Raw genomic sequence first — 25032 nt, 5'->3', positions numbered from 1 at the left:
GGGCGACTGTTCAACGGCAGGCGCCGTCGGGCAATCGGGATTTGACCGACCCGCATTCTCAGGGGAGGCATGTAAAGAGCCTCCCCCATGGGGCACCTCGTCAGTCCCCGACGATGGCGCCTTCGCTGAGGAAGACCAGCCGGCCGGCCGGCGTGACGGTGATGGCCGTGGGCTGGTTGATGTTGCCGCCCGGGCCCGGCTGCAGGACAGACACCAGGCTGTTGCTGGCGATCACGGTGCTGACCTGGCCGCTGGGGGTGATGCGACGGATGGCGTTGTTGCCCGTGTCGGCCACATAGAGGTTGCCGCGGGCGTCGAAGGCCAGGCCACTGGGGTTGTTGAAGCGGGCGAAGGCGCCGATGTCGTCGATGAGGGCCGAAGAGTAGGGAGCGCCCGCCGCCGTGCTGACCTCGCCGTTGGGCGCCAGCTTGCGGATGGACTGGTAGCCGTCGGTGAAATAGACGTTGTCCGCCTTGTCGATGGCCAGATACCTCACGGCGCCGAGACGGGCGTCGCTGCCCACGCCGTTCACATAGCCGCTTTCGCCTGATTTGCCGGCAATGGTGGTCACCGTCCCGTCGGGCGTGACGCGCCGCAGCACGTAGTAGCCTTGTTCAGCGACGATGAGATTGCCCTTGCTGTCCACCACCATGCCGGCAGGCGCGCTGAAGCGCGCGGCAGCGCCGACGCCATCCACACAGCCCCAATCCCAGGTCCTGCCGGCGATGGTGGTCACCGTGCCGCTGGCGCTGATGCGGCGGATCTGGCCGCCATCCGAGACATAGAGATTGCCCGCCGCGTCGTAGGCCAGGCCGATGGGATGGGCGAAGGTGGCCAGGCTGGCCGGGCCGTCGTCGCCGCCATAGTTCGAGGTACCGGCCAGGGTGTCCAGCAGCCGGCTGTCCAGGGAGAAGCGCCGGATGCGGCGATTCGTGGTGTCCGCGAGGGTCAGCGTGCCGTTCGGGGCGAGGATCAGCGCGCTCGGGTGGCCGGCATAGGAGGCAAATCGGGCCGCAGTGCCGACCCCGTCGGCAAAGCCACCCGAGCGCCCGCCGCCCGCCAGCGTCGTCACCGTGGCGTCCACCGTCAGGGTGCGCACAGCGTAGGCCGAGTTGTCGAAGAAGGCGAGACCGCCGTTGGGAAGGCTGGCCAGCACCGTCGGGTTGCCGGCCGACGCGGTGGCGCCTGGGCCATCGACGCTGGTCGGATAGCCGTCGTTGGAATTCCCGCTGCCGACGGCGGTCACGACATTGCCGATGGTGGAGATGCGCGCAATGCGCTGGTTGTCGGCAACGAAGAGATTGCCGCGCCCGTCAAAGGCCAGGCCCGTGATGTAGCCGAGGCGGGCCGAGGTGCGGTAGCCCTCGGTCTGGCCATAGCTGTCCGGCGCACCGGCGTAGTAGCTGACTTCCCCGGACGGCGAGATCTGGCGAATGGCGGTGCCGTCGGCCACAAAGACGTTCTTGTTGGCGTCGACCGCCAGCTTGCCGATGTTGGAAAAGCGCGCAGCACTGCCTGTGCCATCGGTCTTGCCGCTTTCGGTGGGGCTGCCCGCCAGCGTGCTCACCACGCCCGCCGACGTGATCTTGCGCACCAGCTGGCCGTTGGAGTTGTTGCGCTCGGAAAAATAGAGCGTGCCGTCGGCGTCAACAGCCATGCCCATGACCCCGCTCACGCTCGCCTGGCTGAGCGCGCCATCCCGGGTGTTGCAGCCGTCAGTGCCCAGGAAGCCGGACACCACACCCGCGGCAATGCGGCGGATGTTGCAATACTCGGCCACATAGACGGTTCCGGCCCGGTCCACCGCGATTTGCTGCGGGTAGTAGAAGCGCGCATCCACCAGGGGGCCATCGACGCGGGAAGGGTTCTTGGCTTGGCCACCAAACAGCTTGACGGTGCCGTCGGGGCTGACGCGCCGGATCACGCTGTTGTTGTTGTCGATCACATAGACATTGCCGCTGGGGTCGGCGCTGATGCCCCCAGCCCAGTTGAAGCGCGCCAGGTTGCCCTTGCCGTCGGCATAGCCGCTGCCACCGGTGTTGCCGGCCAGGAGGCGCACCAAGGGCGTCACTTCCAACCGAGCGGCGTTGCTGTTCAGCGTGGCAGCCGCATTGCTGACGGCCGCACGCAGACGGGTATGCGTATCGGCCAGCGTGACGCTGCCGATCGAGTAGCTGGGCGAGGTGGCGCCGGGGATGCCGCTCCAGCTCAGGCCCTCGTCCTGGCTTTGCTGCCATTGGTAGCGCAGCGGCGGGGTGCCGGTGGCGGCAACGCGGAAGGTGACGCCTTCACCGTTGAAGAGCAGGGAGGCATCTGACGGGTGCAGGGTGATGGCCGGGGCCGCGGCGTTCACGGTGGCGACGGCCGCCTCGCTGAGCGCGTAGCCGGCGCCGTTGCCGACGCGCACGGTGAAGCGGTCGCCGCTGCTGGCAAGGGCCAGGGTGGTGATGTAGCTGGCCTCGGTGGCACCCAAGATGGTGTTGCCGTTGCGCAGCCACTGGTAGGCCAGCGGCGCGCTGCCGGCGGCCGTGACCTTGAAGGTGACGGAGGCGCCGTCGCTGGTCGTGACCGACTCTGGCGCCGTGACGATGCGCGGCGCGACCGCGGTCACGGTGAGCTTGGCTTCCTGGCTGTTGACCGTGCCGGCCGGGTTGGTGACCACGACCTTGAAGACCGCGGCGTTGTCGGCCAGCGCCAGGACCGCGGTGGTGTAGGTGGCCTTGTCCGCGCCCGCGATGACGACGCCATTGCGATGCCACTGGTACTGGATGGGCTCGCTGCCGGTGGCGCTGACGTCGAAGGACACCACGTCGCCATCCTTGGCCGTCTGGGCCTGGGGCTGGGCGGTGAGGTTCAAGGCGATGGGCGAGACCGTCAGCGTGACGACGCTGCTCGTCACCGAGGCATTGGGGCCGCTGACCACCACGACGTATTTGGCGCCGTTGTCGGCCATGTGCAGCACCGGCGTGGTGTAGCTGGCACCGGTGGCGCCGGTGATGGCCTTGCCATCGCGCTGCCACTGGTAGCTCAGGCTGGAGCCACTGGCGCTGACGCTGAAGGTGGTGGTGGCACCGTCGTTGACCTTGGCGTCCAGGGGCTGGGTGCCGATGCTGGGCGCCACGATGGCGGGAGGGGTGACCGGTGGCGTCGGGGTGGGGTCGGAACCGCCGCCACCACCACCGCCTCCACAGGCGGTCAGCGTCAGGCCGGCACAGAGGCTCAGCATCCAGCCCGCAGCCCGCAGACGTCGGGCCATGGCTTGCGGTGCCACGCGATCGATTCTTTTCATCACAGTCCCCAGCTCTTGCAATCCAGCCGGGGGTGCATCCACGCCGCGGGCAGCCATCGGGCTGTCCGTCCTGCTTGCCGTGCGCGCCTCCCCAGCGCCAGCCCACTTTTGGGGCTCAGTCGCGATGACGCTGAAGGAGCAGCTGCCTCGCGGGGCGCCACGATAGAGGCGGCCCGACGTGAGTGTCCATGGCAGAAAGCCCCATCGCGGCCCGGCGCACCCCGCATTCGAGCGAGCGCAAACCCTAGGCCGAAACCGCCAGGGCGCAGCGATTGGCCGGGTTGTCGGGGCAGGGCCCGACCCAGCGGATCTGGGTGGCCGCCGCGGGCGGCAGGGGCGCGCGAGCGTCGAGGGCCTGGGCAAGCACGCCGGTGAACTCGGCCAGCGCGGCCCAGGCGCCAGCCGCGCCGATGCGGTATTCCAGGCTGTAGCGCGAGCCAGGCCGCAGACTGCGCGTCTTGATCTGGTATTCGCCGGAGACGATGGCGAAGCTGGGTGTGTCACGGAAGGGCTGGGCCAGCGGTTCGCCGACAAACAGCCCCTGCCCCGGCCACTGCACGGCCTTCCAGTAGGCCTCGATGGCCGTCGCGCCACGCCAGTACTGGTCGATGAGGACCGAAGCACGCGGGAACTTCTGCTGCAGATTGCAGGGCTCCTCGACGGTGCCGTAGCTGGCCGTGACCCCGGCATCCAGCCAGGCGGTGATGGGCATCTGGCCAGCACCCGAAGGCAGCAGGCCGCCGGTGGAGGTCAGCGAATCGGCCAGCGCGCCGGGTCGAAATTGCAGCGTCGACAGATTGGCAACGCTGGTCAGCCCCGTCAGATAGAAGAGCAGGCCGCTCTTGCCCGACAGCGCGTTGGCACTGGCCGGGCCGGCACTGTTGTCGACATAGTTCAGCGCCAAGGCGCCGCTCCAGGCCGCGGGCAAGGGAGCGAAATCGTTCCAGCGCACGCTGCGGTCGCTGTCGGTCGTGCGCACCAGCCAGCCCTCGCCGGCCGGCCGGGTGGCGTCGGCGGCGACGCCGCGGTTGATCAACGCCTGGGCGGCCGCCAGCGTGCGGGCGCCCAGCAGCATCGAGGGGCGTATCTGCACGTCAGCCTGCGGCCGGCGCGCTTCGCTGTCGTAGAGCGGTGAGGCGGCAGTGCTCTTGCAGGCCTCGGTCGATGGGCTGGGGTTGCAATAACGCGCGTCGAAACCCAGGGCCATCGCGCTGGTGATGCCCATGCTGCAGGCCCCGCTGACCCGGCTGGGTGCGGCCCAGGTCAGCAGCGTGGCCTGGATGCCTGCCGGCAACTTGGCGTCGATGTCGGATTTCAACAACGCAAAGTCGGCCGCTGAGATCGCGTCCTGGGCCGTGTTAACCCGTACGCGGATCAGGTTCGCCGCCGGCACGCCGCGCGCCGCGAGATAGGCGGCGCCGACGGCCTCGCTGAGCGCATCGCCCTCGGCGACGACGACCGCCAGGTCGGCCGGCGCCAGGCCGTTGCCCGGCAGGGTAAGTGTCAAGGTCTGCCCTATGCCACCGCCGCCGCTATCGCCCTCTCCCGCGCCACCGCCACCGCCGCCGCAAGCGGTCAGCAGGGTCAGCGACAACGGCAGCAGCAGGCGTATCGACGGGCGCATGCAGCGATTCTGCAGCGCGGGCGCGCTGTCGGTTGCGCACAGTTTTGGTGCGCTTCTGCACCTTTCGCGGCCAGCGAACCCGGGCTAACCCCAGTGTCATGCACCGTGGCGGGGCAATACATTCTCGCCACTCGACGCGGTTCCGGGCTTCGGTTCAGGACCGCCGGGCGGGTTGTGAGGAGACAAATCAAGCGCCAAGCGCACCAGGTTGCTTCGTAACCCCGAAGACAATCCACCGGCCACCAAGGCACCCCTTGGTGGCCGTTTTCTTTTGTGGGCCGGAGGCCCCTCGCCTGCTCTCGCACGCTGAACGCGGCGTGCCCAGTCGGTCTTGCAGACCGCGCTGCGGCAGTGCCGCAGCTCTTCGGCAGGCACATCACGCCCACTGGGCGCAATGTGTCCGGCCTCAGCCCCCGAGGGGACGGCGATTGACCGGGCATCAAGCCCGGTCAACATCGCCAGACGGGCCGGCTCGGGAACTGGAGTCGGACACAAGCAGTCCCTGCGGACTGCTTGTGCCTACGGAAGGACATGGGCCTCTGGCCCATGGCAGGCCCGGCGCTCGGCCCGCCAAAGGCACGACGGCCGCGCCGATGATGAAATCCAAGACATGCTCGAACTCGCTACCGTCGCCCTCGCCTCCCTGCTCGCAGGCTTCATCGACGCGGTGGCCGGTGGCGGGGGACTGGTGCTGGTGCCGGCCCTGTTCAGCACCTACCCGGGCGCCGCACCGGCGACGCTGCTGGGCACGAACAAGGGGGCGTCGGTCTGGGGCACGGGCTGGGCGACGCTGCAGTACGTGAAGCGGGTCGACCTGCCTTGGCGTCGCCTGATGCCGGCCGCCGTGCTGGCGGGTGCCGGCAGCTTCGCTGGCGCCTGGGCGCTGACCCTGGTCAGCGCCGACGGCCTGCGCAAGGCCCTGCCGCTGGTGCTGCTGGCGGTGCTGGTCTACACACTGGCCAAGAAGGACCTCGGGCGCGAGCACAAGCCGCGCTTCGCGGGCCGTGCCGAGGCCCTGGTGGCCGGCGGCATCGCGCTGGGCGTGGGCTTCTACGACGGCTTCTTCGGCCCCGGCACCGGCAGCTTCTTCGTCTTCCTGTTCGTGCGGCTGCTGGGTTACGACTTCCTGCATGCCTCGGCCACGGCCAAGCTGATGAACCTGCTGACGAATGCCTTCGCCATCGTCCTCTTCGTCAGCAAGGGCCACATCTGGTGGCATGTCGCCGCGGTGATGGCGGTGACCAACGTGGCCGGCAGCCTGCTCGGCACCCGGCTGGCCCTGAAGCATGGCGCCGGCTTCGTGCGTGGCGTCTTCGTCATCGTCGTCGGCGCCCTCATCCTCAAAACAGCCTGGGACGCCTTCTTCCGCTGATCTACCATCAAGCATTCCCTAGCGCCCCTACTCACCATGCCCGTCGATCCTCAACTGCGCAATCTGGACATCGAGATCCCGACCCAGCCCGAGGTCCTCGTCAAGCTCTCGCTGCTGATGGCGGCCGAGGACATCGACCTGCAGGCCATGTCCTCCCTGGTCGAGACCGACATGGCCCTCGCCGCCGCCGTCATGAAGGCGGTCAACTCCTCGCTGTATGGCCTGCGCGGCCGCGTGCAGACCGTGCACCAGGCGCTGACCTACCTCGGCATGCGCGAGGTGGCGGCCATCACCTTCGAGATGGGCCTGCGCGCCGCCTTCCCGGCGGCCGCGGAACTTGAATCGGTGTGGACGCGCGCCTCGCAGCGCGGCCTGCTGATGGGCCGCATGGGCCAGATGCTGGGCGTGGACCCCTGGGCCGCCCACTCGGCCGGCCTGTTCGAGGAATGCGGCAAGGCGGTGCTGTACCGCCACGCCCCGACTCACTATCCCGCCATGCTGCGTGCCGCGACACGCGACGCCGAGCTGGTGGAGCTGGAAAAGACCGCCTTTGGCGTCAGCCATGACGCGCTGGGCGCCGCACTCTGCGAAAGCTGGGGCCTGGCCCCGGCGGCCGTGGCCAGCGTGCGCTATCACGTCGAGATCCAGGCCTCGCTGACCATGCCGGAAAGCCTGGCCCGCCGCAGCGTCGCCGCCATCTCGACGGTGGCCTGGGCCCTGCTGAACCACCAGGACCAGCTCGACGACATCGCCAGCCAGATCGCGCCCCAGGCCCAGCTCGACGAGACCCTGGTGCTGCGCGCGGCGCGGCGCGTCAACGAGCAGTTGCTCGCTGCCCAGGAACACGGCCGCTGAAGCCGCTTCCCGGCGCGCCGCCGGGCCCTTAGCATCGACGCATCGGCCAGAACAACAAGGAGGCTGCATGCGCAACGCTCGGAGCCTGTTCGCGGGACTCTGCGTCGTGGCGGCCGGTGGCCTCGCGGCCCAGCCCATGCCCGCGGCGTCGGATGCCGCCCAGGCGGTGCAGTGGTTGAGCGAACCCTTCCCACCCTTCAGCTTCGTCGGCCCCAGTGGCCCGGCGGGCGTGGCGGTGGACCTGATGAAGGCGGCCCAGGCTCAGGCCAACCTGCCCGAGGGGACGCCCCTCTTCCTGCCCTGGGCCCGAGTGCTGCAGGCGCTGGCCGGGCCGGCTCCCGCCTGTGTGACGGCGATGACGCGCACGCCAGCCCGGGAGAAGCAGTACCAATGGGTGGGGCCTTTTTTGTCGGCCGACCTCGCCGTGGGGCGCAGAAACCCCGCAGCGCCCTGGCCGGCAGGGGACAAGCCGCTGGCCGGCAGCGATGTCGTCGTCATCCGCGGCGACGTTTCCGAAGAGACGGCGCGCACGCTGGGCGCCGAGGAGGCGCGCATCCATCGCGTGGCCGACCCCGTCATCGCGGCGCGCATGATGCTGGCCGGGCGGGTGGACGGCTGGGTCTATGGCGAGGCCGTCATGCGCTGGACGTTGACCAGCCTGGAGATCCCGCCGGACCGCTACCGCTTCGACGGCCAGATCCGCGGCGGCGACAACTATTTCGCCTGCAACGCCGCCGTCAGCGCCGACTACCTCAAGCGCCTGCAGCAAGGGCTGGATGCGGCGAAGAAGGTCAAGGGCAGCGCCAGCGACTACGACCGCATCCTGTCGCGCTATCTGCGCACCGACACGATGCCGCGTAAATAGGGCCTGCAACCCCTCGACTCAGGCCGCCAGGCTGAGCCGGTCCCGTCCGGCATGCTTGGCGATGTAGAGGGCCTCGTCGGCCGCCTGCAGCAGCGCCTGCGCGCTCAAGTACGGATGAGCCGGGCTGGCCGCCGCCAGGCCCACGCTCAGCGTCAGGCTGCCTTGGCCATCAGGCAGGCGCAGCGCACGCAACTCATCCCGCAAGGACTCCAGCACGCCCTGGGCCTCGGCCATGCCGAAGCCGGGCAGCAGCGCCACGAACTCCTCGCCGCCCAGGCGGGCGACGACGTCGGTGTCGCGCTTGAAACGGTCATTCAGCAGGTTGGCCACGCGCTGCAGGGCCACGTCGCCAACGGCCGTGCCATGGGCGATGTTGAACTGCTTGAACTGGTCCAGATCCAGCACGGCCAGGGACAACAGGCCGCGCTGGCGCTGGGCGCGCTTGAATTCGCGGCGCAGGGCCTCGTCGAAGGCGCGCTGGTTGGCGATGCCGGTCAGCGCGTCGATGCGCGCCAGGCTGGCGAGTTCGCGCTGGTTGGCCTCCAGCGCCGAATGCGCCTCCTCGAGCAGGTGGCGCTGCTGGGTCAGCTCACGCCGCAGCTCACGGGCATCCTGGTCCTGCTGCCACAGCGAGCCGCGGGCGCGCTGCATCGCGTGGCCGATGCGGTCCAGCTCGGCGGTCAGGCGGGGCGCCACGACGGCTTCCGGTGTCAGGGGGATGGGCGCCGATTCCATGGCCTCGCAGCCGGCGGCGAGCTGGCGCAAGGGGCGCAGCAGCAGGGCTTCGATGAGCAGCAGCTGGGCGGCGCTGAGCAGCAGCACCAGCCAGGCCGAACGGGCCACGCCTTCGCTGGGCGACTCGAAACCACCCAGGCTCCATTCGAAGACGGCCACGATGAGGGCCGTCAGCAAGGGCACACCCAGCGTCAGCCTGAACCGCAACGAACCCAGCCGCCGCGGGCTGACGCGGTCCAGGGTTTCGGCGGGGGAATCGGTACTCATGGGTCGACGCTGACTGCAGACAAATTGTCACGGCCGCATCCAAGGCCACCGCTCGGGGTTTGTCTGCAGGGAGTACTGCAGGCTGCTTCAGTACGGAACCTGGTCCGACGGGTACTTCCAGAAGTCCTTCAGCAGATAGTTCATCGGCAGATTCAGCGCCTTGTTCTTGGGCGGGATCGGCTTCATGAACCAGCGCTCGTAGATCGCATGGGCTTCGCGGCTCGTGACGAGGCGCTTCATCTCCTCGTCGACGATGGCCTTGAGCTCCGGATCGTTCTTGGGCAGCACGATGGACAAGGGCTCGATGGTCAGGAACTTGCCGACGACGCTGAATTTGGCCACGTCGGGCCGCGCCGACACGATGCCGTAGAGCAGCACGTCGTCCATGACGAAGCCGTCGGCCTGGCCGGCCGCCAGCATCTCCATGGCCTTGGCGTGGTCGGGCGCCTCGACGATCTTGACGCGCAGTGCGCGCTCGTCGTTCGCCTGGGTGATGGCTTTCAGCGGCGTCGTTCCCTTGGTGGAGACCAGCGTCTTGTTCTCGAAGCCGGCCAGGTCGTTGATGCCGCTGTCGGCCCGGACCAGATAGCGCGCGCCCGTGATGTAGTGCGGCACCGTGAAGGCGACCTTCTCGCGCCGCTCGGCATTGTTGGTCGTCGAGCCGCATTCCAGGTCGGCCTTGCCATCGACCACCATCTGGATGCGGTTGGCCGGCGTCACCAGCAGGAACTGCGGGTTCAGCGCATTCATCTTCAGCTTCTTGCGCACCGCCTCGGCGACCTTCAGGCACAGATCCACCGCATAGCCGACGGGGTGGCCGTCGGGCAGCAGATAGCTGAAGGGAACGGAGGATTCGCGGTGGGCCAGCACGATGCGGCCGCTGGACTGGATGCGCTCCAGCGCCGGGCCGGCCTGTGCGTTGTTGACGAAGCTGAGGGCAAGGAGGATCGACAGCAGGGTTTTCATGGCCAGGCCATTGTGATTCAGACCCATAGAGTCTGCGCATGCGAAGTTGGCGTTGGCTGATGCTTGCGGCGTTGGCCGGCACGGTTGCGGCCGATCCGGGCTATTACATCGTCACCCCCTATGACCAGGCCGGCCGCGTGGGTGCGGAGCTGCGCTACTGGACGGTCAAGGCGCCCGACGAAAAGGCGGTGCTCTGGCCCGAGCTGGGCCTGAGCTATGGCGTCAACACGCGCTGGACGACGCGGCTGCTGGCCAGCTGGGAGGGCGAGACCCTGCGCGGCGCCAGGCTGGAGACGTGGAACTGGATCAACGAGTTCATGCTGACCCAGGGCGAGAAGCCCTATGACCTGGCCATCCACGCCCAGCTGGTGCGCAACCGCGAGGACCGCACCAATGCGCTGGAGCTGGGCCCCGTCTGGCAGACCGACCTCGGCCGCCTGAAGCTGAACGCCAATGTGTTCTGGGAATACGACAGCGACAAGCGCGACACGCGGCTCAAGCTGCAGTGGCGCGGCGTCTACCGCGTGGCGCCGGGCTGGCGGGTCGGCGCGGAAGGCTTCAGCGAGGTCGGGCAGTGGAACGACTGGGCGCCGCGAGCGCGCCGGTCGCACCGCGCCGGGCCGGCCTTGCTGGCCACGCTGTGGGACGAAGGGCCGGACACGGTGACGCTGAACGCGGCCTACCTGTTCGGCAAGACCTACGGACAGCGCGGCGACATGTTCACGGTGCAGTTGCAATGGCTGCGCTGAGCGGCGCATCGCCTTCAGCGGCGACGGTGCGGTTGCGGCCGGCGCCCTTGGCTTCGTAGAGGGCGCGGTCGGCGGCGGCCAGCAGGTCGGCAAAACTCGTCGCGCTGGCCGGCACCATGGCCAGCCCGACCGACAGGGTCGCGCCGACGGTGCCACCGTCGGGCGTCACGAAGGGGGCCTCCTGCACCATCAGCCGGATGCGCTCGGCCACCTCGCAGGCACCGGCCAGATCGGTGCGTGGCAGCAGCACGACGAACTCCTCGCCGCCGTAGCGCGCCGCCAGGTCGCCGGTGCGCAGCGAGCGCAGGATCAGCCCGCCCACCTGGCGCAGCACCTCGTCACCCGCCGGATGGCCGTGGCCGTCGTTGATGGCCTTGAAGTGATCGATGTCCAGGAACAGGCAGGCCAGCGGGTAGCGGTGGCGCACGGCCTGGCTGAACTCGATGAGGCTGCGGTGGTCGAAATAGCGGCGGTTGTGCACGCCGGTGAGGCCGTCCGTCATGCCGGCGCGGCGCAGGCGCTCGCGGTTGAGCATGCTTTCGATGGCGATAGCGGCGATGGCCGACAGGCGGTCCAGGAACTTGGTGCCTGAGGCGGTGTCGTAGCGCTCGGGGTCGCGCGAACCCAGGTGCAGGCTGCCGATCAGCAGGCCCTGGCGGATCAGCGGCAGCAGGGCCGCCGAGCGCACGCCGGCTTCGGCGCCGAAGGCCTTGGGCAGCAGGGCCTCGTCCGGCCCGGGGCCGATGAGGCGGGTCGTGCGCGCGGCGCCGAACAGGTCCTTCAGCGGGCCATGGCCGTCCAGCAGCTGGGGCGCCTTGATCATGGGCAGGGCCGGCAGCGCACGGCGCAGCTCCTGCTCGGGATCGAGCAGCCACAGCTCGGCGGCATCCAGGCCGAAATCCTCGCGGCAGTCGACGAGCAGCAGGTTGACCAGCTCCTCCATCGAGCTCACCGCGACGAGGCGGCGCTCCAGCGCGTCGAAGCGGTCCAGCTTGCGCTCATTGGCCTTTGCGGCGTCGAGCAGGGACTGCAGCTGGCGGCGCAGTTCCTGGACCTGGGCTTGAGGGTTGGGCGCGTTCATGAAGGCGGGATTGTCAGGGCGGCGCGCGTGAAGCTCCGTGGCAGGCCGGTGACGGGATCCGTGAAAGAGATTTCGCGTGCAACCAATTGCAGCGGCGCATCCAGGCGCGGCGGGTTCTCGTGGGGCTGCAGCACCGGGTAGATACGGTCGCCGACCAGGGGCAGGCCGAGGGCATTCATCTGGGCGCGCAACTGGTGGCGCAGGCCGGTGTGGGGGCGCAGCTCGTAGCGCGCCAGGCCGCCCGGCAAGGTCTCGACGAGATCGACCCAGGTTTCGGCATTGGGCTCGCCATCGACGACCTGCATCTGCATGAAGCCATCGCCCTCGGGTTCCACGAGGCGGTGGCGCAGCACGCGCGGCCAGGGGCCGGCGCCGGCCGGCGCGATGGCGTCGTAGACCTTGGTGACGGTGCGGTCGCGGAACAGGCGGTGGTAGGCGTCGCGCTCCTCGCGCCGCAGGTTGAAGACGACCAGGCCGGCGGTCTCGCGGTCCAGCCGGTGCACGGGGTTGAGGTCCACCAGGCCGGTGGCGTGGCGCAGCCTGGCCATCAGCGTCTGGCGCGCATAGATGCCGCTGGGCGTCACAGGCAGGAAATGCGGCTTGTCGGCGATGAGCAGGTGTTCATCCTGGAAGACGATGCGCTCGCCGGCCGGGATGTCGGGCTCGACGTCCAGATGGCGCCAGTAGTAGACGCGCCGGTCGCCGCGGTAGGGTCTGTCGGCGACGGGTTGGCCGGCGTCGTCCACCACGTCGCCGTTGACCACCCGCTCGGGCCAGTCGACGACGCGCGGCAGGCGCTCGGCCAGGAAGGCCGTCATGCTGGGCCAGGGCCCCGGAGGGCAGAACACGGCACTCGCCGCGACGCCGTCGCGCAGCGGCAGAACCGGCTTGGGGGGCCTGGCCACCCTAACTCCGGCGGTGGGGCGCGCCCGAGGGGCGGGCGAGGCGGGCCGCTGACAAGGCGCGCCGACGCCGTGGGCGCATGCCCAGAAGGAGAAGCAACGCAGCCAGCGGTCCGCAGCGCACGTCCAGCGGGCGTGCAGCGTTGGATGTCGAAGCCAAGCCTGTCGAGGGTGAAGCCTGGACGTCGAAGCGATCCACCTTTTGCGTCATGAGAAGCGGCCCGCCGCCGGAGTTGGGGTGTTACTCGATGCGCGGCCCGCCGCGGGCGCGCTCGTCCATGTAGGCGTTGAGGCGCTTCATGTCCTGCGCTTCGGAGCGCGCACCGCGCCAATCGCGCACCCAGGCCTCGCGATTGGGCTCGCTCGCCAGCTTGCGCACCGCGGCGTCGATGGCCTCGATATGTCGCTTGCCCGCCGGTGTGCGGCTGCAGGACACGGTGGCCAGCAAGGTGCTCAGGCCCTCGGCCACCGGCAGCGCGACGAGGGCGCCCGGATCGCCGGCGCGGGCCAGGTAGTCGTTGACGACGGTGGGGTACTCCAGCGTGTAGTCCATGCGGCCGGCGCGCAGCATGTCCAGCAGCTGGGTACTGAGCTGGGCGCCGACGGCCAGGCGCGGCACCGTGTACTGGGACAGCAGGCTGTCGATCTGCGCGCCGAAGGCCCGGTCGCGCGCCACCAGCAGGCGCAGCTCGGGGCGCTTCAGCAGTTCCGACAGTTGCAGGCGCCCCTCCCGGGGCCGACCTTGGGAAAGGCTGTCCATCAGGTCACGCCGCACGATGACGTGGAGCTCGCGCGAGATCAGCGGCGGGTAGAGGTGGGAGAAATAGGCCCACTGCAGGCGCTCGGGGGTGCGCACATGCATGGTCGAGCACAGCGTCTGGCCGCGGCGGCTCTCGGCCTCGTAGCGGGCGGTGCTGGACTCGACGAACTCATGCCGGAAGTTGGGCATGCGCGTCAGCAGCACGCGCATGAAGCCGTCCACCTCGCCATGGCCCAGCTCGGCGATGGAGCGCGGCGGGCGGCCCTGCACGAAGCTGAAATGAGGCGGCACGTCCTGGGCCACCCAGCGGATGGTGTCGACGGGCGCCGCGGCCTCGGCGGCCGAGGCCACCAGGCATGCGGCCGCGCACATCCAGCGCAACATCAATCCCCTTCAACCCACTCGATTCGAGCGCCAAGTTCGCAGATGTGCTCGACGAAATTGGGATGGGCGCGGCGGATCGGCGTCGCGTTCTTGATCACGCTCTTGCCCGGGATGCTGGCCGCCACCATCAGCAGCGCGATGGCGACGCGGATGATGTAGGGGCTCTCGACCTCGGTCGGGCTCAGCGGCTTGCCGCCGAAGGTGATCATGCGGTGCGGGTCGCTCAGGAAGGCATGGGCGCCGAACTTGGCGAGCTCGCTGGTCCAGCCCATCGCGCCGTCATAGACCTTGTTCCAGAACATCACACTGCCTTCGGCCTTGACGCCCAGGGCCACGAAGATGGGCAGCAGGTCCACCGGCACATAGGGCCAGGGCGCCGCTTCCACCTTCTGCAGGATGTTGCGCGTGAAGGGTTCCTTGACCTTCAACGGGCCATTCGTCACGCAGCGGCTCCAGCCGTCTTCATGGACGATCTGCACGCCGAACTTCGCGAACGTGCGGTCCAGCAGCGGGAACATCTCCGGCGCGCCGTTCTTGACCTGCACATTGCCGCCGGTGATGGCGCCCAGGGCCAGGAAGGTGACGATCTCGTGGAAGTCTTCCGTGAAGGTGTAGTCGGCGCCGCCGAGCTCCTGCACCCCGGTGATCTTCAGCTTGGACGTGCCGTGGCCGTCGATCTTGGCGCCCAGCAGCGACATGAAGTTGCAGAACTCCTGCACATGCGGCTCGCTGGCCGCATTGGTCAGCGTGGAGACGCCGTCGGCCAGCGCCGCGCACAGCACGAAGTTCTCCGTCGTCGTGACGGAGGCGTAATCGGTCCAGTGGTCGTTGGCGCTCAGCGGCCGCTTGACGTGCAGCACCAGGCCGTCGGGCAGGCGCTCGACGTCGGCGCCGAAGCGCTGGAACACCTCGACGTGCGGGTCGATCTCGCGCGCGCCCAGCGTGCAGCCCTTGACGTCGTCCTCGATGCGCGCCGCGCCGAAGCGGGCCATCAGGCCCGGCACCAGCATGATGGAGGAGCGCATCTCCTCGGGCAGGCGGTCGGTGGCCGGGTCGAAGTGGGTGTCGCGGTGGTGGACGTCGAGGATGCCGGTCTTGAAATCGAGCTCCACCTGGGAGCCGAGCTTGCGGAAGACCTCGACGATCTTCTTCACATCGGTGATCTCGGGCACGCCGCGCAAGCGCACCGGCTGCCGGGTCAGCAGCGTGGCGCAGAGGATGGGCAGGACGGCGTTCTTGTTGGCCGAGGGAGTGATGCGGCCCGAAAGGGGCGTGCCGCCGTGGACGATCAGATGAGACATCGAATGACAGGTTTCGGTGCGCGCAAGCGGCGCGCGGTGGCATTGTCGGCGTTTGCGGCGCGGCGCACCCGCCACCCCCCGGAAGCTTTGTTCCGCACGGGGGGAATCAATCTTCCGCCGTCGGGTCCAGGCGCCTGGCCGTCCCAGTCGGCTGCGGGCCTGTCGAGCGACGCCGCATCCAGGGGACGGCGTTGTTATGCTGGCGCGACCAGTCCGGGTCACCCAGACCCCCAACGACAGGGAGGTGATTCCATTGCGCCAGCCCGCTGACGAGGACCAGCCTCACCCCACCCACCGCCGCGTTGGCGGTGGCGCCGTGCCACTGCTGCTGGCGCTGCTGTCCGGCCCCGCGGCGGCGCAGGATCTGAGCCAGCTGTCGCTGGAGCAGCTGTCCAACATCGAAATCAGCTCGGTATCACGGCGCCGCGAGAAGCTCGCGCAGGTGCCGGCCTCGCTGTACGTGATCAGCGCCGACGCGATACGGCGCTCAGGCGCGCGCAGCCTGCCCGAGGCGCTGCAACTGGCGCCCAACCTGCAGGTCGCGCGGGTCGATGCCAACCAGTACGCCATCAGCGCCAGGGGCTTCAACAACTCGGTGGGCAACAAGCTGCTGGTGCTGATCGATGGCCGCACGGTCTACGCGCCCTATTTCTCCGGCGTGCAATGGGACCAGCAGGATGTGCTGCTGGACGATGTCGCCCGCATCGAGGTCATCAGCGGGCCGGGCGGCAGCGTCTGGGGCACGAACGCGGTCAATGGCGTCATCAACATCATCAGCCGGCCGGCCGCGGACGCGGGGTTGCTGCTGCGCGTCGATGCTGGCACTGACGAGCGCGCGGCCGCGCTGCGCCACGGCGGCAGGCTGCCGCTGCAGGGGCACTGGCGCGCCTACGCGAAGCTGCAGCAGCGCGATGCCACCGAGACCGAAGCCGGCGCGGCCGTGAAGGACAGGTCGCGGCGCTGGCAGTTGGGCTGGCGCGCCGACTGGCTGGACGGCGAGGACGGGCTGACCTTGCAGGGCGACATCTACCGCGGCCATACGGTGGACCGCATCAACGGCGCACAGAACTTCGGCGGCTTGCGCACGTCGGGCGAGAACCTGCTCGCGCGCTGGACCGGCCAGCTGGACGGCGGCTCGCGGCTGCGCCTGCGGGCCTACTACGACCGCGTGGAGCGCGAGGACGCGATCCTGTACAGCCCGCGCTTCACGGTGCTGGACCTGGAGGCACAGCACAGCCTGGCCTGGGGTGCGCACCAGATCGACTGGGGCGGCGGCTGGCGGCGTTCGCGCGACCATGTCACGCCGGGCCGGCTGTTCGGCTTCGCGCCCGACCACGCGACGCAGCAGTGGCAGAACCTGTTCGTACAGGACGAGTTGCATCTGGCGGACGGCTGGCGGCTGACGGCCGGCACGAAGTTCGAGCACAACGACTACACGGGCTGGGAGACGCTGCCGTCGCTGCGCCTGGCCTGGTCGCCATCGCCGCGCTGGCAATGGTGGGCCTCGCTGTCGCGCGCAGTGCGCGCGCCGGCCCGGCTGGACCGAGACCTGCGCCTGCCGCCGCAGCCACCCTACATCATCGCGGGCGGGGCCGGCTTCGTGTCGGAGGTCGCACGCGTCGTCGAGTTGGGCCACCGCGGCCAGCCGAGCAGCACGCTGAGCTATGCGCTGACGCTCTACCACCACGACTGGCAGCGGCTGCGCAGTGGCCAGCCGCCGCCCAATGCGATGGTGCAGAACATGATCGCCGGCAGCAGCTGGGGCCTCGAAACCTGGGGGCACTGGCAGCCGCTGGCCTGGCTGCGGCTGAGCGCCGGCTTCAATCACCTGCAGCAGGACCTGTCCGTACAGCCGGGCAGCCGCGACCCGGTGGGGCCGTCCGCCCTGGGCAACGATCCGCCGCGGCAATGGCAGCTGCGCGCCACGCTGCAGCCGGCGGATCGCCATGAGCTGGACGTGGCGCTGCGTCATGTCGCTGCGCTGCCGCAACCGGCCGTGCCCGCCTACACCGTGCTGGACGCCAACTATGGCTGGCGCGCCGCGCCAACGCTGGCGTTGACGCTGGGCGGCCGCAACCTGCTGCATGGCCGCCATGCGCAGGCCAATGCCGCGCCGGGCCGCAGCGTCTTCGGGCCCGAGGCCTACGCGCAGCTGCGGTGGACCCCGTGACACCGGCGCGGCGCCGGTCGCTGCTGGCCCTCGCGTTGGGTTTGCCGGTGGCCGGCCTGAGCCGCGCACAGACCGACGATGCCGTCGGCGAGGTGCGCATCAAGGCCGAGTTCCTCTACAAGTTCACGGCCTACGTGGACTGGCCCGACGGCGCGCTGGGTGCGGCCGATGCCCCCTTTGTCATCGGCGTGCAGGGGTCGGAAGCCATGCTCGGCGAGCTGAACCAGACCGTGCAGGGGCGCACCGTGCAGGCGCGACCGGTGCAGGTGCGGCGCGTACGCGCGGCCGATGCCGACCCGGGCCTGCACCTGCTGTTCCTGGCTCAGGGCGAGGCGGCCAGCCCGCGGCGCGGGCTGTTGCAGGTCAGCGAGGGTGCGGCCGGCGACGCGCCGCCGCGTGCCAGCGCCATTCACTTCATGGTCATTGGCGGGCGCGTGCGCTTCGATGTGCTGCTCGACGGCGCTGAACGCGCCGGCCTGCGCCTGAGCTCGCGGCTGCTGTCCGTGGCTCACAAGGTGCATGCGGCGCGTTGAGGCCGCCGGTTTCAGGCTGAGCCGCTGCCGGGATCCAGCCGCCGCGCCCGCGCCAGCCGCCAGGCATCCGCCGGGTCGCTGAAGACGGCCTCCGCCGTCGTGTCGGTCTCGCGACCAGCGGCGTCGATGGCGATGCGCTTGTCGAAGACATAGCACTCGCCCTGCCAGTCCTGGGCCGCGTCGTCGGGGAAGGCCTCGAGGTAGCTCAGGATGCCGCCGTCCAGCTGGGCCACCTTGAGCCCCTGGGCCTGCATCCAGGCGGCCGTCTTCTCGCAGCGGATGCCCCCGGTGCAGTACATCGCCACCGTCTTGCCCTGCCATGCGTCGCGCTGTGACTCGACATAGGCCGGGAAGTCGCGGAAATGGGCCACGCCGGGGTCGATGGCGCCGCGAAAGCGGCCGAGCTTGAACTCGAAGCTGTTGCGGTTGTCGAGAACGACGGTGTCGGGGTCATCCAGCAAGGCGCGGAACTGTTGCGGGCTGACGTGGGTACCGCTGTCCTCGCCGCTGACGCCTGGCACGCCGAAGGCGACGATCTCGCGCTTGACCGACACCTTGAGTCGGCCGAAGGGCGAGCGCTCGCATGCGTTGTGCTTGAAATGCAGGCCTGCCAGGCCGGGTTGCTGCTGCAGCAGCGCCTCGAAGGCGGCCACCACCGCCGCCGGCCCCGCCAGGGCCGCGCTCAAGCCCTCCGGGGCGACGAGGATGACGCCGCCCAGCCCCACGGCCGCGTCGCGCAGCCAGGCCGCCAGGGCGCTGGGGTCGGCAATTGGCGTGAAACGGTAGAAGGAGCTGTGGATCAGGGACATCGGTGCGGATTGTCGCGCCCGCCCTGAACCACAGACCTCGCCCGGTCAGCCGGGCGCCGAGGCCGCTTCGCTGGCCACCGGTGCCGAAGGTGGCGCCGGCACGACCACCGCAGGGCAATCCGCCTCCCGCTCCGGCGGGTTGGACAGCGGCACCGACTTCAGCTCGCCCGTCAGCGTCCTGAGCAGGGCCCGGCCGCAACGCTGCTGCAGCACCTGGGCACGCTCCATGCGCTCCCGTCGGCCTTCCAGATAGCGCACCGTGCGTTGCCGCCCTTCGTCGGTCGCGCCGGGCGGCAGGTCGCTCGCCAGCGCATCGGCGGCCATCGCGAGCAGCTGGGCCGTGCGCTTGACCAGCAATTCGCCGTCCTTGCTGGACCAGGCCTCCACCACGTTCTCCTCCACCAAGGGGTCGGAGACGACGGTGACCGAGGCGCGACGCTGCGGGTTCGGATCGGCCGCGACACGCCAGCCGGCGTCGGCCTGCACGATCAGCGCGCGGCTGTCCTGGGTCATCCAGAACGCCGGCACCAGCTCGAGCCGCCAACGTGCGTCGGCCAGCGGCGTGGCGGCGCTGGACAGCAAGCCGCGCGCCTGCGTCACCAGGCCCTCCGGCGTCATCTGCGCCACGATGTTCTGATAGGGCGCCACCACCAGGTCGGCGCGCTGCTGCCGCTTGTTGGCCTCCGCGCGCAGCACGCCCTCGTTGACGGCGGCATGCGTCAGGATGGCGACCAGAAGACCGGCGGCGTTGGGTGCCGGGTACATCATCTGCCCCGTCTTCATGCCGGCGCTGTCGCGGTCCAGCACGCCGTGGAACTCGACGCCGGGGCGCGCCAGGCTGTCCCAGCCCAGCGCCCAGCTGTCGCCACGCGTCTGCGCCCCCGCCGCACAGGGCAGCAGCGTCGCCCCGACGATCAGGGCCCGGCGCAGGCGCCAGACGCCCTCACTGCAGCGGCTTGAGGACGGCATCCTTGCCAAGCTCCAGGGCTTCGAAATAGGCGTTGGTCAGGCCGGGGAACTTGGGCGGCTGGTCCCAGGCGGTGCCTGCCGAGGCCTTGCCGATGTCGATGGTCTTGTACCAATCCAGCGCGTTGGTGCGCAGGTCCACCAGATAGGCCACGCCCTTGAAGACGGCCTTGGGCTCGGCCGTCGGCACATAGGCCGAGTAGTTGCGCCACACACCCAGCGCGCTGATCTGGATGACGAGCAGGCGATCGACGCCATGCTTCTCGCGCAGGCCGCGGAAGTCCTGGCGCGCGAAGTTGGGCGCATCGCCACTGAACTTGGGCAGCTCATCGAGCTTCAGGTCGGCGGGCAGGGCCACCGCGCTGCCACCACGCTTGACGATGATCGACGCGGCCTGGTCCTTCAACGTGGCCAGGTCTTCCAGCGGCAAGGTGCGCACATAGCCTGTCAGCGTGCTGTGGGCGGCGCTCGCCACGCCGATGCAGAGCAGGCAGCCGGCACCGGGGAACTCGGTATCCACCTTGGGCAGCGCCGTCATCACAACGCCCACCTTGCCCGCGCCAGCAGCGAAGGCGGCCGGGTTGAGCGACACCGGGTTTTGCGGCTTCACCGCGCAGCCCGTCAAAACGACCAGCCATGCGGCGGCCAACCAAGTCATCCATTTGCGCATGAAAGCTCCCTGAAACTGTTTGAGGTCGGCGTCCGCCATGCCGGGCGTCGCGCTGGCGCGGATGATCTCGTAATGCCATGACATCAAGGCCGAAGCGCGGCTCCAGACTTTCCCCAATCCCGGGGCTTCCTAGAATCCAGTGCTTGCCTGCTCACGCCTGCACATGTCCGATCGCCTCAAAGTCCTGCCCCAATACCTGATGCCCAAGCTCGCGATGACGCGGCTGGCCGGGCATTACGCCTCCAAGCCCATGGGGGGCATCACGACGTCGACGATCCGCCGCTTTGTCGCCAAATACGGCGTCAACATGGCCGAGGCGGCGGAGCCGGACATCAATGCCTACAAGACCTTCAACGACTTCTTCACCCGCGCGCTGAAGCCCGGTGCCAGGCCCATGGCCGACGCGCCGCTGATCTGCCCGGTGGACGGCGCCATCAGCCAGGTCGGCCGCATCCAGGGCGACCAGGTCTACCAGGCCAAGGGCCAGAACTTCACGACGACGGCCCTGGTCGGCGGTGATGCCCAGCTGGCCGCGCGCTTTACGGACGGCCTGTTCGCCAACCTCTACTTGAGCCCCAAGGACTACCACCGCATCCACATGCCGGCCGCCGGTCGCCTCGTGCGCATGGTGCATGTGCCGGGCGAGCTGTTCTCGGTGAACCCGACGACGGCGCGCGGCGTGCCGGGGCTGTTCGCGCGCAACGAGCGCCTCGTCTGCGTGTTCGACGACGACAGCCTGGGCCGCTGGGTGCTGGTGCTCGTCGGCGCGACCATCGTCGGCAGCATGGCCACCGTCTGGCAAGGCCAGATCAAGCGCGAAGGCCCGGTGCGCGAGTGGGATTACTCACCCAGCCAGGTCACGCTGGCCCAGGGCGATGAGATGGGCCGCTTCCTGCTCGGCTCCACCGTCGTCATGCTGTTCGAGAAGAGCGGCCTGCAGTTCAACCCGGCGTGGCAGCCGGGCGGCTCGATCCGGATGGGTGAGTTGATGGCGCGCTGAGCAGGGCTGCCGCCGCATCGGGCAGCAGCGGCCGGGACAGCAGCCAGCCCTGCAGATGCGTGCAGCCCAGGGCCTCGACCTCGGCGGCCTGGGCCTCGGTCTCCACCCCTTCCGCGACGATGGCCAGGCCCAGCGACTGGGCCAGCAGGCAGGCCGCGCGCACGACGGCGCCGGCCGCAGGCTCGGGCAGCGGGTCGATCATGCTGCGGTCGAGCTTGAGCGTCGTGATGGGCAGGCGGCGCAGCAGCGTCAGCGAGCTCTGGCCGGTGCCGAAGTCGTCGAAAGCGACGCCCACGCCCGCATCGCGCAACCGCGCGAGCTGGGGCAGCACGCGGTCCATATGCGTCATGGCGGCGGTCTCGGTGATCTCCACCTCGATCAGCGCCGGGTTCACGCCATGGGCGCGCACCAGGTCCAACAGCCAGTCGGCAAAGCCCGTGTCCTCGAACTGCAGCGGCGACACATTCACCGCCACCGGCATCACGGCCAGGCCCTGCTGCTGCCAGGCCCGCAGCTGCTGGGCGGCCTGGCGCAGGATCAGCGTGCCCAGCGGCACGATCTGGCCAGTGCGCTCGGCAGCGGGAATGAAGTCGGCCGGGCTGACACGGCCGCGGCCCGGCCGCTGCCAGCGTACCAGGGCCTCGAAACCCGCCAGCTGCCGGCCGCCCGCACTGAACTTGGGCTGGTAGTCGAGCTGGAACTCCTCGCGCTCGATGGCCGCGGCCAGGGCTTGCTCGATCTCCAGCAGGCCACCCGCGCCGGCCGCCATGCCGGGCCGGAAGGCGACGGCGGCCGCACCGGCCTGCTGCTTGGCCTGGTGCATGGCCACGTCGGCGGCACGCAGCAGCGCCGCGCCATTCAGGCCATGGGCGGGGAAGCGCGCGATGCCGACCGACAGATGCACATACAAGGCCCGGTGGGCGACCGCGAAGGGCGCGTTCATCAGCGCGAGCAGGCGCTGGCCGACGAGCATGGCGGCCGTGTCGTCGTCGACGCCGGGTTGCAACAGCAGGAACTGGTCTTCGCCCAGGCGCGCCAGCAGGGCTTCGGGCGGCAGGGTCTCGCGCAGGCGCGCGGCGATGGCCTGCAGCAGCGCGTCGCCGGTCTCGTGGCCCAGGCTTTCGTTGACGAGCTGGAAGCGGTCCAGGTCGGCCGACAGCAGCGCGAAGCCCGGGCCGCCGGGTGCCGTCAGCTCGGCGAGGCGGGCCAGTGCCGAGTGGCGGTTGGGCAGGTCGGTCAGTTCGTCGTGCAGGGCCTGGCGGCGCAGCGCCTCATGGGCCTCGCGGCGCTCGGTGTCGTCCAGCAGCAGCACCAGCTCGGCCGGACCGTCGTCCCAGTCGATGAAGCTGGACAGGCAATGCAGATACAGCAGCCGCCCATCGAGGCGCTGGCGCAGGCCATCCCAGGCCAGGCCTTGCAAGCGGCCTTCGATGACGCGGCGATGCCGCTCGGCGGCCTCGGTGACCTGCTCGGGCAGGCGCACCGCCGACAGATCCCCGCCGCCCGCGGCCAGTTCGGTCTGGCCATACTCGAACATGGCCAGCGCCGCCGGGTTGGCATAGAGCAGGCGGCCGTCACGGATGACGGCCTGGCCCTGCAGGGACTGCTCTGCGAGCTGACGCAGCCTGGCGCCGGCGCGTGCCGCCTCGGCCTTGGCACGTCGCACCGAGAGCAGGATCATCGACATCGCCAGCACGCCCTGGACGCAGGTGCCGGCGATGTGGGCAAAGGCCGAATGGGCCAGCGGGTCTTCCAGCGGACTGATGAAGTGCAGCGCGCCCGAGACGGCGAAGCAGGCGGCGGTGAAACGCTCGGCGCGCAGGCCGCCCTGCCACATCCACCGGGCCGACAGCCAGGCGCTGCAGGCCAGCGCGATGGAGGCCAGCCAGATGGCCGCCGGCTGGTTGACCAGGGCCGTGCCCATGACCGCGAACAGCAGCACCGCGAAGCCGGGCAGGAAACGCCGCCAGGGCCAGGGCCGACCGGTGTAATGGGCCGCGCCGGCAATCTCCAGCGCCATGGTGCCGATCATGCAGATCGTCGCCACGGTGGCTTGCAGCCGATAGTGCAGGGATTCCGGCTGGTCGCTGGGCAGCAGCGCGATGCCCAGGGTCAGCGTCAGCGCCAGCAGGATCTGGGACCAGCCCCAGTCGCGGATGTGCCGGTAACCGGGCTCCAGCCGCGCCAGTGCCAGCATCGCACCGCCCAGCATGGCGATGAAGCAAGAACTGATCAGCAGCAGCGGCAGCATGAATGCTCGGCCCTCCCCGGGTCGCGCGAATCCTAGCCTTACAACTGCTGGCGGTCCCTGTCCAAATACCGTCTAGGCAAGCATTTATGCCTCACCAGTGCAGCGTAACCACGGCGCTGGCCGGCAGCTCGTAGCTGAAGCGCTGCCCCGGCGCCTGCACCGTGAAGCGGCGTGCTTGCGACGCCGAATTGCAGACGATGAGGACGGTGCTGCCATCGGGGTTGGTGAAGGCGACGTGATCGAGTCCCTTCGCTCCGCCCTCCGAGTCCACACGCCGCGCGCCCTGCGTCACGAAGCGGCTGGCATGGCCGAAGGCGTAGTACTCGATGTTGCGCGTGACCTGGCCGGTCTTGGGGTCGATGGTGACGACGCCGCGACAGTCCTTGCAGCCGCCCAGGTGCGGGCCGTATTGCGGGTCCAGCGCCAGGTTCCACATCAGCACGCCACGCGCGCCGTGGCGGGTGCTGCCGATGATGAGGTTGCGCGTGATCCACGGCAGGGTCTCGTTCCACTGCGGTTTCCATTCGCCGCCGGAACACTCGGTGAACCAGACGTCCAGCGCTGGGAATTGCCGGGCCACCTGCGACTGCGCCGACACATCGCCGCCGTAGCAATGCCAGGCCACGCCCGAGACGTATTTGCGCGCCTTGGCATCGGACAGCATGGACAGCGGGCTCCAGGGCTCGTCCCAGTTGTGGTCCCATTCCAGCAACTGGGTCTTCATGCCCTTGGCTTCAAGCAAAGGGCCGAGGTGCTGGCCGACGACGACGGCGCGGGTGCGGGGCGTCATGCGCATGCCGGGATAGTCGGGCGGCTCGAAGTGCGGTTCGTTCTGCAGCGTCAGCGCAAAGATGGGCACGCCCTCGGCCTTCATCTCGTCCACGTAGCGGACCATGTAGCGGGCGAAGGCGCCATAGAACTCGGGTTTGAGCTGGCCCTGCACCAGGCTGTCGGTCGTCTTCATCCAGCCCGGCGCGCTCCAGGGCGAGGCCATGACCTGCAGCTTGGGGTTCAGCGCCAGGGCCTGCTTGACGGCGGGGATGACGTCCTCCCGCTCGGGCGCCAGCGAGAAGTTCTTCAGTTCGGGGTCGGTCTGACCCGCGGGCATGTCGTCCAGGCTGTAGTGGCGGCGCGAGAAATCGGACGCGCCAATGGTCAGCCGCGTCAGCTCGAAGCCCAGGCCATGGCCTTCACGCGTGAACAGCTCGCGCATCAGGGCGTCGCGCTGCGTGGGACTCATGCCGTTGCGGATCAGCCAGGCCGAGCCTTCGGTGATGGCGGCACCAAAGCCGGCGATGCGCTGGTGCTGGCGCCTGGGGTCGATGCGGATGACTTCACCCGCCTTGGTGGCCTTGTCGACCACGCTGGGCGCGAGCAGCTGCTGCTGGTCGGCCGTGGTGAGAAAAGCCCGTACAGGAGCAGCGTTAGCAAGGCCGACGAGCGCGGCTGTCAGCGTCAAAAGCAGTGTCTTCATGGTCTCTGG

20 protein-coding genes are annotated in these 25032 nt (G+C 69.5%); 7 read left to right on the top strand and 13 right to left on the bottom strand.

The window, feature by feature from the left end:
• Positions 1-100: 100 nt before the first annotated feature.
• Both AC1D2H_RS13215 and AC1D2H_RS13210 read right to left on the bottom strand, forming a co-directional pair.
• Positions 101-3289 (bottom strand): NHL domain-containing protein, encoded by a 3189-nt coding sequence (locus tag AC1D2H_RS13215; protein WP_478011275.1) that lies wholly within the window; start codon positions 3287-3289, stop codon positions 101-103.
• A 244-nt stretch (positions 3290-3533) separates the two neighbouring features.
• Positions 3534-4913, bottom strand: coding sequence for a TIGR03790 family protein (locus tag AC1D2H_RS13210; protein WP_478011274.1), 1380 nt, complete (start codon positions 4911-4913; stop codon positions 3534-3536).
• 610 nt (positions 4914-5523) lie between these two features.
• Between AC1D2H_RS13210 and AC1D2H_RS13205 the strand changes: the two genes are divergently transcribed.
• The 3 genes from AC1D2H_RS13205 to AC1D2H_RS13195 all read left to right on the top strand — a co-directional run bounded on the left by AC1D2H_RS13205 (position 5524) and on the right by AC1D2H_RS13195 (position 8005).
• Positions 5524-6285, top strand: a complete 762-nt coding sequence (locus tag AC1D2H_RS13205) for a TSUP family transporter (protein WP_477935394.1) — start codon at positions 5524-5526, stop codon at positions 6283-6285.
• A gap of 36 nt (positions 6286-6321) precedes the next feature.
• Positions 6322-7140 carry an HDOD domain-containing protein gene (locus tag AC1D2H_RS13200; protein WP_477935396.1) on the top strand — a complete coding sequence of 273 codons (819 nt, stop codon included), beginning with the start codon at positions 6322-6324 and terminating at the stop codon, positions 7138-7140.
• Positions 7141-7207: 67 nt separating this feature from the next.
• Complete coding sequence (locus tag AC1D2H_RS13195; protein ID WP_478011273.1) at positions 7208-8005, top strand: substrate-binding periplasmic protein; 798 nt, start codon at positions 7208-7210, stop codon at positions 8003-8005.
• A gap of 18 nt (positions 8006-8023) precedes the next feature.
• On the opposite strand, the gene AC1D2H_RS13190 is transcribed toward AC1D2H_RS13195, so the two are convergent.
• Positions 8024-9007 carry a GGDEF domain-containing protein gene (locus AC1D2H_RS13190; protein ID WP_478011272.1) on the bottom strand — a complete coding sequence of 328 codons (984 nt, stop codon included), beginning with the start codon at positions 9005-9007 and terminating at the stop codon, positions 8024-8026.
• Between the two features lie 87 nt (positions 9008-9094).
• A complete protein-coding gene (locus AC1D2H_RS13185; protein ID WP_478011271.1) occupies positions 9095-9973 on the bottom strand; it encodes an amino acid ABC transporter substrate-binding protein in 879 nt (292 codons plus the stop codon).
• 38 nt (positions 9974-10011) lie between these two features.
• Between AC1D2H_RS13185 and AC1D2H_RS13180 the strand changes: the two genes are divergently transcribed.
• A complete protein-coding gene (locus AC1D2H_RS13180) occupies positions 10012-10722 on the top strand; it encodes a hypothetical protein (protein ID WP_478011270.1) in 711 nt (236 codons plus the stop codon).
• Here the strand turns inward: AC1D2H_RS13180 and AC1D2H_RS13175 are convergent.
• The 4 genes from AC1D2H_RS13175 to AC1D2H_RS13160 form a co-directional block, all read right to left on the bottom strand.
• Positions 10694-11803 carry a GGDEF domain-containing protein gene (locus AC1D2H_RS13175; RefSeq protein WP_478011269.1) on the bottom strand — a complete coding sequence of 370 codons (1110 nt, stop codon included), beginning with the start codon at positions 11801-11803 and terminating at the stop codon, positions 10694-10696. The genes AC1D2H_RS13180 and AC1D2H_RS13175 overlap by 29 nt on opposite strands.
• Positions 11800-12708, bottom strand: a complete 909-nt coding sequence (locus AC1D2H_RS13170) for a pseudouridine synthase (RefSeq protein WP_478011268.1) — start codon at positions 12706-12708, stop codon at positions 11800-11802. Before AC1D2H_RS13170 ends, AC1D2H_RS13175 begins: the two co-directional genes overlap by 4 nt.
• Positions 12709-12946: 238 nt before the next feature.
• Positions 12947-13849: a TIGR02285 family protein gene (locus tag AC1D2H_RS13165; RefSeq protein ID WP_477935410.1), complete on the bottom strand. Its 903-nt coding sequence runs from the start codon at positions 13847-13849 to the stop codon at positions 12947-12949.
• Positions 13849-15150: a UDP-N-acetylglucosamine 1-carboxyvinyltransferase gene (locus tag AC1D2H_RS13160; protein WP_477935412.1), complete on the bottom strand. Its 1302-nt coding sequence runs from the start codon at positions 15148-15150 to the stop codon at positions 13849-13851. The genes AC1D2H_RS13165 and AC1D2H_RS13160 overlap by 1 nt, the downstream gene beginning before the upstream one ends.
• Positions 15151-15403: 253 nt before the next feature.
• On the opposite strand from AC1D2H_RS13160, the gene AC1D2H_RS13155 reads away from it, so the two are divergent.
• Together AC1D2H_RS13155 and AC1D2H_RS13150 are read left to right on the top strand one after the other, a co-directional pair.
• Positions 15404-17320 (top strand): TOL_0244 family TonB-dependent receptor, encoded by a 1917-nt coding sequence (locus AC1D2H_RS13155; RefSeq protein WP_478011267.1) that lies wholly within the window; start codon positions 15404-15406, stop codon positions 17318-17320.
• Positions 17308-17853 carry a TOL_0243 family YfiR-like periplasmic protein gene (locus AC1D2H_RS13150; protein WP_478011266.1) on the top strand — a complete coding sequence of 182 codons (546 nt, stop codon included), beginning with the start codon at positions 17308-17310 and terminating at the stop codon, positions 17851-17853. Before AC1D2H_RS13155 ends, AC1D2H_RS13150 begins: the two co-directional genes overlap by 13 nt.
• Positions 17854-17864: 11 nt before the next feature.
• Here the strand turns inward: AC1D2H_RS13150 and trhO are convergent, their stop codons facing one another.
• The 3 genes from trhO to AC1D2H_RS13135 are packed head-to-tail and all read right to left on the bottom strand — an operon-like array spanning position 17865 to position 20238.
• The gene (trhO, locus tag AC1D2H_RS13145) at positions 17865-18662 is read right to left on the bottom strand and encodes an oxygen-dependent tRNA uridine(34) hydroxylase TrhO (RefSeq protein ID WP_478011265.1); all 798 of its coding nucleotides are present in this window, start codon (positions 18660-18662) and stop codon (positions 17865-17867) included.
• Positions 18663-18707: 45 nt separating this feature from the next.
• The gene (locus AC1D2H_RS13140; RefSeq protein WP_478011264.1) at positions 18708-19631 is read right to left on the bottom strand and encodes a hypothetical protein; all 924 of its coding nucleotides are present in this window, start codon (positions 19629-19631) and stop codon (positions 18708-18710) included.
• Positions 19606-20238 carry a hypothetical protein gene (locus AC1D2H_RS13135; RefSeq protein WP_477935421.1) on the bottom strand — a complete coding sequence of 211 codons (633 nt, stop codon included), beginning with the start codon at positions 20236-20238 and terminating at the stop codon, positions 19606-19608. The genes AC1D2H_RS13140 and AC1D2H_RS13135 overlap by 26 nt, the downstream gene beginning before the upstream one ends.
• A 223-nt stretch (positions 20239-20461) precedes the next feature.
• On the opposite strand from AC1D2H_RS13135, the gene asd reads away from it, so the two are divergent.
• Positions 20462-21298, top strand: coding sequence for an archaetidylserine decarboxylase (gene asd, locus AC1D2H_RS13130; RefSeq protein ID WP_477935423.1), 837 nt, complete (start codon positions 20462-20464; stop codon positions 21296-21298).
• Here the strand turns inward: asd and AC1D2H_RS13125 are convergent.
• On the bottom strand, positions 21240-23549 hold the full coding sequence (locus AC1D2H_RS13125) for a putative bifunctional diguanylate cyclase/phosphodiesterase (RefSeq protein ID WP_478011263.1): 2310 nt from the start codon (positions 23547-23549) through the stop codon (positions 21240-21242). The genes asd and AC1D2H_RS13125 overlap by 59 nt on opposite strands.
• A 91-nt stretch (positions 23550-23640) precedes the next feature.
• Positions 23641-25023 carry a glycoside hydrolase family 30 protein gene (locus tag AC1D2H_RS13120; protein ID WP_478011262.1) on the bottom strand — a complete coding sequence of 461 codons (1383 nt, stop codon included), beginning with the start codon at positions 25021-25023 and terminating at the stop codon, positions 23641-23643.
• Between the last annotated feature and the right edge of the window lie 9 nt (positions 25024-25032).

This window comes from Roseateles sp. P1_C1_2, from assembly GCF_056406535.1.
Note: the sequence above shows the minus strand (reverse complement) of the source record. Positions and strands in the feature narration are given on the sequence as shown.

Excerpts from the sequence above, each read along its gene's own strand:
- AC1D2H_RS13215 (WP_478011275.1), bottom strand. The coding sequence starts at position 3,289 with ATGAAAAGAATCGATCGCGTGGCACCGCAAGCCATGGCCCGACGTCTG.
- AC1D2H_RS13210 (WP_478011274.1), bottom strand. The coding sequence starts at position 4,913 with ATGCGCCCGTCGATACGCCTGCTGCTGCCGTTGTCGCTGACCCTGCTG.
- AC1D2H_RS13205 (WP_477935394.1), top strand. The coding sequence starts at position 5,524 with ATGCTCGAACTCGCTACCGTCGCCCTCGCCTCCCTGCTCGCAGGCTTC.
- AC1D2H_RS13200 (WP_477935396.1), top strand. The coding sequence starts at position 6,322 with ATGCCCGTCGATCCTCAACTGCGCAATCTGGACATCGAGATCCCGACC.
- AC1D2H_RS13195 (WP_478011273.1), top strand. The coding sequence starts at position 7,208 with ATGCGCAACGCTCGGAGCCTGTTCGCGGGACTCTGCGTCGTGGCGGCC.
- AC1D2H_RS13190 (WP_478011272.1), bottom strand. The coding sequence starts at position 9,007 with ATGAGTACCGATTCCCCCGCCGAAACCCTGGACCGCGTCAGCCCGCGG.
- AC1D2H_RS13185 (WP_478011271.1), bottom strand. The coding sequence starts at position 9,973 with ATGAAAACCCTGCTGTCGATCCTCCTTGCCCTCAGCTTCGTCAACAAC.
- AC1D2H_RS13180 (WP_478011270.1), top strand. The coding sequence starts at position 10,012 with ATGCGAAGTTGGCGTTGGCTGATGCTTGCGGCGTTGGCCGGCACGGTT.
- AC1D2H_RS13175 (WP_478011269.1), bottom strand. The coding sequence starts at position 11,803 with ATGAACGCGCCCAACCCTCAAGCCCAGGTCCAGGAACTGCGCCGCCAG.
- AC1D2H_RS13165 (WP_477935410.1), bottom strand. The coding sequence starts at position 13,849 with ATGTTGCGCTGGATGTGCGCGGCCGCATGCCTGGTGGCCTCGGCCGCC.
- AC1D2H_RS13160 (WP_477935412.1), bottom strand. The coding sequence starts at position 15,150 with ATGTCTCATCTGATCGTCCACGGCGGCACGCCCCTTTCGGGCCGCATC.
- trhO (WP_478011265.1), bottom strand. The coding sequence starts at position 18,662 with ATGTCCCTGATCCACAGCTCCTTCTACCGTTTCACGCCAATTGCCGAC.
- AC1D2H_RS13140 (WP_478011264.1), bottom strand. The coding sequence starts at position 19,631 with ATGCCGTCCTCAAGCCGCTGCAGTGAGGGCGTCTGGCGCCTGCGCCGG.
- asd (WP_477935423.1), top strand. The coding sequence starts at position 20,462 with ATGTCCGATCGCCTCAAAGTCCTGCCCCAATACCTGATGCCCAAGCTC.
- AC1D2H_RS13125 (WP_478011263.1), bottom strand. The coding sequence starts at position 23,549 with ATGCTGCCGCTGCTGCTGATCAGTTCTTGCTTCATCGCCATGCTGGGC.
- AC1D2H_RS13120 (WP_478011262.1), bottom strand. The coding sequence starts at position 25,023 with ATGAAGACACTGCTTTTGACGCTGACAGCCGCGCTCGTCGGCCTTGCT.